The 604-nt window shown below is 71.0% G+C and carries 1 protein-coding gene; it reads left to right on the top strand.

Features of this window, described 5'->3' with window-relative positions; genetic code table 11:
• The coding region (locus tag HUK84_RS22020) for an MsnO8 family LLM class oxidoreductase (protein ID WP_176642021.1) at positions 1–604 on the top strand (604 nt) is incomplete at both ends.

The raw sequence follows: 604 nt of genomic DNA, 5'->3' as shown, positions 1-604 counted from the left end.
TGCCCAACCACGCGCCGCTGACCGTGGCCGAACAGTTCGGCACGCTGGAAAGCCTCTTTCCCGGCCGGATCGACCTGGGGCTGGGCCGCGCCCCCGGCTCGGACCAGGAAACCATGCGTGCGCTGCGGCGCGACCCGGCCAGCGCCGACCGCTTCCCGCAGGACGTCGTCGAATTGCTGCATTATTTTGACGAACCCGTCCCCGGCCAGCGCGTACGGGCGGTCCCCGGCGCCGGGCTGGACATCCCGGTCTGGCTCCTGGGCTCCTCCCTGTTCTCGGCCCAGCTTGCGGCCCATCTCGGCCTGCCCTTCGCCTTCGCGTCGCATTTCGCGCCCGACCAGATGGAACAGGCCGTCACCCTCTACCGCCAGCTCTTCACCCCCTCGCCCCGGCTGGCGCAGCCCTACGTCATGCTGGGGCTGAACGTGATCGCCGCCGACAGCGACGACGCGGCCCGCATGCTCTTCACCTCGCACCAACAGCAATTCGTGGCCCTGCGCCGCGGCATGCCAGGCCAGTTCCCGCCGCCCGTCGCCTCGACCGAGGGGCTATGGAGCCAGATGGAACGCGCCGGCGTCGAACGCGCCCTGGCCTGCGCCGTGGT

Origin of the sequence: Nguyenibacter vanlangensis, from assembly GCF_013376155.1 — a bacterium.
GTDB lineage: Bacteria > Pseudomonadota > Alphaproteobacteria > Acetobacterales > Acetobacteraceae > Gluconacetobacter > Gluconacetobacter vanlangensis.
Note: the sequence above shows the minus strand (reverse complement) of the source record. Positions and strands in the feature narration are given on the sequence as shown.